This window comes from Duganella sp. GW821-FHT07G03 (assembly GCF_059418605.1).
The window spans coordinates 79,460-86,977 of record NZ_JBWKQE010000017.1 but is presented as its reverse complement, the minus strand read 5'-3'; the positions used below and the strand labels follow the sequence as shown (position 1 = coordinate 86,977).

The 7,518-nt window shown below is 66.5% G+C and carries 6 protein-coding genes and 1 tRNA gene; 4 read left to right on the top strand and 3 right to left on the bottom strand.

Annotated elements, in window-relative coordinates:
- Position 1: 1 nt before the first annotated feature.
- Both AC07OK_RS20665 and AC07OK_RS20660 read right to left on the bottom strand, forming a co-directional pair.
- A tRNA-Arg gene (locus AC07OK_RS20665) sits at positions 2–78 on the bottom strand.
- A 190-nt stretch (positions 79–268) separates the two neighbouring features.
- Positions 269–496 carry a hypothetical protein gene (locus tag AC07OK_RS20660; RefSeq protein WP_494692047.1) on the bottom strand — a complete coding sequence of 76 codons (228 nt, stop codon included), beginning with the start codon at positions 494–496 and terminating at the stop codon, positions 269–271.
- Between the two features lie 318 nt (positions 497–814).
- Between AC07OK_RS20660 and AC07OK_RS20655 the strand changes: the two genes are divergently transcribed.
- From AC07OK_RS20655 to AC07OK_RS20645, 3 genes are all read left to right on the top strand, one after another.
- Positions 815–1,642, top strand: coding sequence for a response regulator (locus AC07OK_RS20655; RefSeq protein WP_494692046.1), 828 nt, complete (start codon positions 815–817; stop codon positions 1,640–1,642).
- Positions 1,643–1,776: 134 nt separating this feature from the next.
- Positions 1,777–4,008 (top strand): hybrid sensor histidine kinase/response regulator, encoded by a 2,232-nt coding sequence (locus AC07OK_RS20650; protein WP_494692045.1) that lies wholly within the window; start codon positions 1,777–1,779, stop codon positions 4,006–4,008.
- 263 nt (positions 4,009–4,271) lie between these two features.
- A complete protein-coding gene (locus AC07OK_RS20645; protein WP_494692044.1) occupies positions 4,272–5,246 on the top strand; it encodes a response regulator in 975 nt (324 codons plus the stop codon).
- 20 nt (positions 5,247–5,266) lie between these two features.
- Here AC07OK_RS20645 and AC07OK_RS20640 read toward each other — a convergent pair whose 3' ends face one another.
- A complete protein-coding gene (locus tag AC07OK_RS20640; RefSeq protein ID WP_494692043.1) occupies positions 5,267–5,665 on the bottom strand; it encodes a hypothetical protein in 399 nt (132 codons plus the stop codon).
- 229 nt (positions 5,666–5,894) lie between these two features.
- Between AC07OK_RS20640 and AC07OK_RS20635 the strand changes: the two genes are divergently transcribed.
- Positions 5,895–7,517 (top strand): response regulator, encoded by a 1,623-nt coding sequence (locus AC07OK_RS20635; protein ID WP_494692042.1) that lies wholly within the window; start codon positions 5,895–5,897, stop codon positions 7,515–7,517.
- The last annotated feature ends 1 nt before the right edge of the window (position 7,518 follow it).

Below are 7,518 nucleotides of genomic sequence, written 5' to 3'. Positions count from 1 at the left end.
TTGGTGCGGCTGGCAGGAATTGAACCCACGACCCCTTGGTTCGTAGCCAAGTACTCTATCCAGCTGAGCTACAGCCGCTTAAACTACATTATAAAGCATTAATTTCGTTTTGCAAAGTTTGATATTTTCTATCGTTTAGTTGGCCAAGCGCACGAAACACCGAATCAACCACCTTGCAAACTGCTTTACTGCATCTCTTTCAACCGGCATGCCGTTCGAAAGAAGCAGCATTATAGGGACACTCCCCCGGCTTGTCCAGCACTCAATGTCAGGTGCCGAATTCGGCCGCCGCCTTGGCCGACCACATCGCTTCATTGTAGGACGCATACGGCACGCCGTAGCAATCGACATGGCCGCCCTCGCCGACAAACTTGATCCACCAGCCAGCAGCGTCGGTGACGATGGCGATATCGCCCTGCCGGCACTGGTCCGCTATCTGCTCGTTTTGCTCCAACACAACAATGTTGATCTTTCGGTGCTTCACCACAGTCGCCATAGCGCCTCCAAAATGCGGCACTGCGCCGCTTCAACTACCAGTGTATATGCAGCGCGCCCGAATGCGGAAAAAAAACCTGGTCATTCCACCCACAAACCCAGGTTTTTCAAGGCTTGCGGGTGGCTTCATTCATGCCAGTGATCTCGCTCATCATCAGAAAAAATTTGCATTCGTTTGCGCGTTGCAGCATCATTCACCTGTCTCCTCTATTCTCCTCCAAGGAAATAGATTTAGCCCGCTCCTGTAGCGGGCTTTTTTTTTAGTGTACGATGCGGTCAGCTTTGCCTTCCAAGACAAATACAGACAGGTTGCCCCAGCATGACACCACCCACCGCCGTCGCGCCGCCCTCCCCTGACTGGTCGCGCACCGCCCTCGGCGAGCCGGCCGGCTGGCCGCTGCCGCTGCGGCTGACGGTGGACATCCTGCTCAACTCCCCCACCGCCATGCTGCTGATGTGGGGCCCCGAACAAATCATGGTCTACAACGACGCCTACGCGGCGCTGATCGGCTTGTCGAGCCTGCGCGCGCCCGGCGGCGCCGTGCCGTCGATCCAGCCGGCCGCGTGGAGCTGGAACAGCGCCGCGGTGCGCCAGGCCTGGGCCGGCGACAGCGCCAGCTATCGCGGCGTCAATCTGCCGGCATGGCGCAACAACGGCGTCGCCCAGCTGCCTTTGGACCTGTACTACACGCCGGTGCGCACCGACGCCGGCCAGGTCGGCGGCGTGCTGTGCGCGCTGGCGCCGGCCCAGGCCGCACCGCCGGCCGAGGCCGCGCGCCCGCTGCACATGCTGGTGGTCGAGGACAATGCCGACGCCCGCTACCTGGTGTGCGAAACGCTGCGCGCACTGGGCCACGAAGTGCACGCCGCCGCCACCGGCGAAGACGCCTTGCCCGAACTGGCGCGCCAGTCGTTCGACGTCCTGTTCACCGACGTCAGCCTGCCCGGCATGTCCGGCGTCGAGCTGGCGCGCCAGGCGCTCAAGCAGGCGCCCACGCTGCAACTGCTGTTCGCCTCCGGCTACGGCGACGAACTGACCCGCCACCTGGAATTCCCCGCGCAGTCCTTGCAAAAGCCCTACGACATCGAACAGCTGCAAGCGGCGCTGGACCAGATCGCCCAGCGCATGGCCGCCCGCCCGGCCTGAACCGCCGCCAACCGTGCGGAGCCACGGTGGCGGATGGAGCTACAATGAAGTCACCGTAAACGTCGAGCGTTAGCCTGGCGAGCCAACGGTCGCCGTCCGGCGGCTGCAGGCATCGCGGCAGCCCGAAGCCCCACATGATTCTTCCTCACGAGCCCACCGACGCCGTAACGCCCGAGCCCCCGACGGACGACGCCGCGCTCCCTGCATCATCCAACGCCCAGCAGGATTTGCTGAGCGCGCGGGAAGCGCTGCGCCAGAGCCAGCTGGAGCTGCGCGCGCTGGCCAACTCCATGCCGCAACTGGCCTGGATCGCCGAGCAGGACGGCACCATGATCTGGTACAACCAGCCGTGGTACGCCTACACCGGCACCACCCCCGAACAGATGAGCGGCGACGGCTGGCGCCAGGTCTACGCGCCCGACTGTGTCGCGCCGATGCTGGAGCGCTGGGAGCACTCGCGCGCCACCGGCCTGCCGTATGAACTGGAAGTGCCGATCCGCAGCGCCAACGGCGAGTTCCGCTGGTTCCTGACGCGCGCCAACCCGGTGCACGACGCCGCCGGCCGCGTGCTGCGCTGGTTCGGCACCAGCACCGATGTCGACCAGGTCAAGCGGGTGCAGGAAGCGCTGCGCGACGAGACCGCCGTGCTGGAGCTGGTCAACCGCACCGGCAACGCGCTGGCCTCGACCCGCGACCTGCATCCGCTGCTGCAGGAAGTGACCGACGCCGCCACCAGCATCAGCGGCGCCCGCTTCGGCGCCTTCTTCTACCGCGGCGCCGACGGCCACGGCCGCGCGCGCGAACTGCACATGGTGTCGAGCGGCGCGCCGGCCGGCTGCGCCGACTTCGGCCGCCCCGGCGACGGCGCCCTGTCGAGCGCCGAGCTGTGCACGCACGGCACGGTGCGCAGCAACGACTGGCCGGCCGACGCCCGCTACGGCCGCGACGCGCCCTGCCACCGGCTGCCGCCCGGCCAGGCGCCGGTGCGCAGCTACCTGGCGGTGCCGGTGGCGCTGCGCTCGGGCGTGGTGATCGGCTGCCTGTTCTTCGGCCACCCGGAACCGTTCATGTTCAGCGAGCGCACCGAGCGCATCATCGGCGGCATCGCCGCCCAGGCCGCCGTCGCGATCGACAACGCGCGCCTGTACGAAGCCTCGCAGCAGGCCGCCGAGGAACGCAAAATCCTGCTCGACAGCGAACGCCGGGCGCGCGCCGACGTCGAGCGCACCAGCCAGATGAAGGATGAATTCCTGGCCACGCTGTCGCACGAGCTGCGCACGCCGCTGACGGCCATCCTCGGCTGGGCCCAGGTGCTGCGGCGCGGCAGCCGCGACCAGGCCGACCTGCACCGCGGCCTGCAAACCATCGAACGCAACGCCCGCATCCAGGCCCAGCTGATCGAAGACTTGCTCGACATGAGCAGCATCGCCTCCGGCAAGGTGCGGCTGGAGATGCTGACGCTGGCGCCGGCCGCCATCGTCGCCGCCGCCATCGACAGCGTGCGCCCGGCCGCCGAGGCCAAGCAGATCCGCATCGAGCAGGACTTCGAAGCGGCGCCCGGCATGGTGGCCGGCGACGCCAACCGTTTGCAGCAAATCATCTGGAACCTGCTGACCAACGCCCTCAAGTTCACGCCGGCCGGCGGCCGCATCCAGGTGGCCATCGAGCGCGAGGGCGACCAGATCGCCGTCAGCGTGCGCGACAACGGCGTCGGCATCACCCCCGCTTTCATCGGCCACGTGTTCGAGCGCTTCCGCCAGGCCGACGCCACCACCACCCGCAAGCACGGCGGGCTGGGGCTGGGATTGGCGATCGTCAAGCACCTGGTCGAGCAGCACGGCGGCACGGTCAGCGCCGCCAGCGACGGCGAAGGCCGCGGCGCCTGCTTCACCGTGCGCCTGCCGCGCCGCCACGGCGGCCACGCGCCGCTGGCCGCCGGCGGCTGGGGCGCGCCCCGGCGCGGCGCCGCGCACGACCTGTCCGGCCTGCAGGTGCTGGTGGTCGACGACGAGGACGACGCCCGCGAACTGATCAAGCGCATCCTCAACGATTGCAACGCCGACGTGCTGACCGCCGCCACCGCCGGCGAGGCGCTGATGCTGCTGCAACACGCGCGGCCGGACCTGATGCTCAGCGACCTCGGCATGCCGGAGGTGGACGGCTACGGCCTGCTGGACCGGATCCGGGCGCTGGGACCGGCGCGCGGCGGCGACTTGCCGGCCATCGCGCTGACCGCCTTCGCCCGGTCCGAGGACCGCATCCGGGCGCTGTCGAGCGGCTTCCTGGCGCATATCTCCAAGCCGGTCGAGCCCAACGAACTGATCGCCAAGGTGGCGGCGATGGGGGCGGCCCACCGCCACGCCTGAGCGGTGATGCCGACAATCCAACAACCGTGGCAATTATTTCCACATAGAAATTAACAACCTCTTACTTGTAGACGAGGCAATGTCCTACAAGCAATCTGAAGTTCAGTTGATAAACTACAAAAATCCTAAAAAGCAGGTACAATTAATTGCCGTGCGGAAATACAATGCACAGGTGTGCGCCGCAGCACAGACGCATGCGCTAAGATCGTGGGACTATAATTTTTCCGGCCAGAATGGCCAACTTGAGACAGACAGAGACCATTATGCCGAGCCGAGACGAAATCCTGAACGCCAAGATCCTGGTGGTGGATGACAGCGCCGACAACGTCGAATTGATGTTGGAGATCCTGCGCGAAGCCGGCTATACCGACGTCGCCTCCACCATGCTGCCGGAGCAGGTCTGCCCGCTGCACCGCCAGCACTGCTACGACCTGATCCTGCTGGACCTGCAGATGCCGGGCCTGAACGGCTTCCAGGTCATGAAGGGCCTGAAGGAAATCGAGCAAGGCGGCTATCTGCCGGTGCTGGCGCTGACCGCCCAGCCGAGCTTCAAGATCGCCGCGCTGGAAGCGGGCGCGCGCGACTTCATCAGCAAACCGTTCGACCTGCTGGAAGTGCACAAGCGCATCCACAACATGCTGGAAGTGCGCCTGCTGTACAAGGAGCTGGCCCAGTACAGCCGCCAGCAGCAGGAACTGGCGCTGCACGATCCCTTGACCGGCCTGCCCAACCGCCGCCTGCTGGAAGACCGCATCGCCACCGTGCTGCAACACGCCACCCGCCAGCAGACCAAGGCAGCCGTGATGTACCTGGACCTGGACGGCTTCAAGGCCATCAACGACACCCACGGCCACGCGGCCGGCGACGAGATCCTCAAGATGGTGGCGCAGCGGCTGGTCGGCTGCGCCCGCAAGGAAGACACCGTGGCCCGCGTCGGCGGCGACGAGTTCGTCATCGTCATGGGCAATATCGCCCATCTGGGCGATACCCAGGAGCCGGCCAGCAAACTGATCGAGGCGGTCTCCGAGCCCTACCTGATCAACGGCCTGACCCTGCAGCTGTCGACCAGCATCGGCATCGGCATCTATCCCGACGACGCCGACCAGGTGGCGTCGGTGATCGCGGCGGCCGACAGCGCGCTGTACGAAGCCAAGCGCTCGGGCAAGAACCGCTGCTGCACCGCGCAAACCGTGCGCACGCCGGCGCCACAACACATCATGTCGCCGACCCCGGCCTGAGCGGCCGGGACCGGCTCGCCTCACACCGGGTGTGCGGCGTCCTCTGCCATCTTGCCGGCGTGCTGGTGGTCGTCATGCGCGTCGACCTTGTCCGGCGCCACTTCGATCCGGGTGATGCCGGCGTCGACCGACACCGGATCGCTGGCCGGGAAGGTCATCTCCAGGCCGCCGTCGAGCAGCGTTTCCTTGGCCTGCTCTTCCGGCGTGGCCTGTTCGTGCTCGGCCAAGGTGGTGATCGCGGCCGCCCATTTGACAAACTCCAGATTGGCCAGCTCGCGCACCGTGTGCACATTGAAGGACTGCGCCAGCGCCTTGGCGTCCTTGGCGCTGATGCCGCGCAGCGCGCTGGTGGGGGCGTCGGCCAGCGCGCGGAAGCTCTGGCCCAGGTACTCTTTATCCACGACAGTATCGATATTCATGATGCGTCCTTTCCGTTGGTGTTAAGCCACCACTGTCGCAGTCCGGGCCGGCGGGGTCTGTACGGAATCGAACGTTCTGGCCCGCGCGCCCCTCTGCCGCGTTCGATTGACCGGGCGTTTTTGACATTCATATAGGCAATTGATATCATGATTTGGCGTGTATTTCTTGCTTCTCTGGCAGCGTCAAGGCCGCGAAGATTTCGCCGTTCCAGCAGTGTGCAGAGACCCCGTGCCTAAAACAGAAAAACCCAAAATCCTGGTTGTCAACGACGATGCCAACAGCCTGTTTGCGTTGACCAGCCTGCTCACCCAGTGGGCCGAACAGGAGTCCTACGAGGTACTGGCGGCACGCTCGGGCCAGGAGGCGCTGCGCCAGGTGCTGATGCACGACTTCGCCGTGATCCTGCTGGACGTGAACATGCCGGGCATGGACGGCTTTGAAACGGCCGAGGCGATCCACCAGCGCGCGCGCTCGGCCGACATTCCCATCATCTTCATCACCGCCTTCCTCGCGGACGAGCTCGACCGGCTGAAGGCTTACCAGCGCGGCGCGGTCGACTTCCTGTTCACGCCGGTGATCCCGCAGATCCTGTACGCCAAGATCTCGGTGTTTGTGGCGCTGGCCACCAAGAACGAGGAATTGAAGAAGCAGGCGCGCCAGCTGAGCCAGCGCACCACCGAGCTGACCGCCACCAACCTGCGGCTGACGCGCGAGATCGAGGAGCGGCAGTCGGCGGAACGGCAAAACCACGCCAAGGACGAGTTCCTCGCCATGCTGGGCCACGAGCTGCGCAATCCGCTGTCGGCCATCAGCAGCGCGGCCTCGCTGATCGGCCTGCCCGGCGTGTCGGCCGAGGGCGTGACGCGCGCCAAGAAAATCATCCAGCGCCAGAGCCAGCACCTGGGCCGCATCGTCGACGACCTGCTCGACCTGTCGCGCGCGATGTCGGGCAAGATCCTGCTCAACCGCGCGCCGCTGGACCTGGCGGCGCTGGTCGGGCAAACGCTGGAAACCTACCGCGCCACCGGCCGCAGCGCCGACTACCAGCTGGTGCATGACCTCGACCAGGGCTGGATCAACGGCGACGCCACCCGGCTCGAACAAATCACCAGCAACCTGATCGACAACGCCCTCAAGTACACGCCGGCCGGCGGCCGCATCGAAGTGCGCACCTGGACCGAGAACGACGATGTCGTGCTCAGCGTGCGCGACACCGGCGTCGGCATCGCCGCCGACCTGCTGCCCCATGTGTTCGACGTGTTCGTGCAGGGTTCCAGCACGCTGGACCGCTCGCAGGGCGGCCTGGGCATCGGCCTGTCGCTGGTGCGCCGGCTGGCCGAGCTGCACGGCGGCGCCATCGCCGCCGAGAGCAAGGGACCGGGCGGCGGCAGCACCTTCACGCTGCGCCTGCCGCGCATCGAACACCAGCCGGTGGCGGCGCCGGCTCCGGCCGAGCCCGTCAGCGTGCACGGCATGCCCAGCATCCTGCTGATCGAAGACAACGACGACGGCCGCGAAATGATGACCATGATGCTCAGCTGCTACGGCTATGCAGTGCACGCGGCGGCCGACGGCAACGAAGGCCTGGCGGCCGCCGTCAGCCAGCAGCCGGACGTGGCGCTGATCGACATCGGCCTGCCCGGCATCGACGGCTACGAGGTGGCGCGCCGGCTGCGCGCCGATCCGGCCACGCGCGCCATCCGCCTGATCGCGCTGACCGGCTACGGCCTGGCCGAGGACCTGCGGCGCGTGCTGGACGCCGGCTTCGACCGCCATCTGGTCAAGCCGGTCGACATCGACCAGCTGGCCGACGTGATCGGCGGCTGCGTGCCGCAGGCCGTCAAACAGTGAG

What these genes read in the sequence shown, in the direction of transcription:
- AC07OK_RS20660 (WP_494692047.1), bottom strand. Translation starts at nt 496, where the DNA reads ATGGCGACTGTGGTGAAGCACCGAAAGATCAACATTGTTGTGTTGGAG.
- AC07OK_RS20655 (WP_494692046.1), top strand. Translation starts at nt 815, where the DNA reads ATGACACCACCCACCGCCGTCGCGCCGCCCTCCCCTGACTGGTCGCGC.
- AC07OK_RS20650 (WP_494692045.1), top strand. Translation starts at nt 1,777, where the DNA reads ATGATTCTTCCTCACGAGCCCACCGACGCCGTAACGCCCGAGCCCCCG.
- AC07OK_RS20645 (WP_494692044.1), top strand. Translation starts at nt 4,272, where the DNA reads ATGCCGAGCCGAGACGAAATCCTGAACGCCAAGATCCTGGTGGTGGAT.
- AC07OK_RS20640 (WP_494692043.1), bottom strand. Translation starts at nt 5,665, where the DNA reads ATGAATATCGATACTGTCGTGGATAAAGAGTACCTGGGCCAGAGCTTC.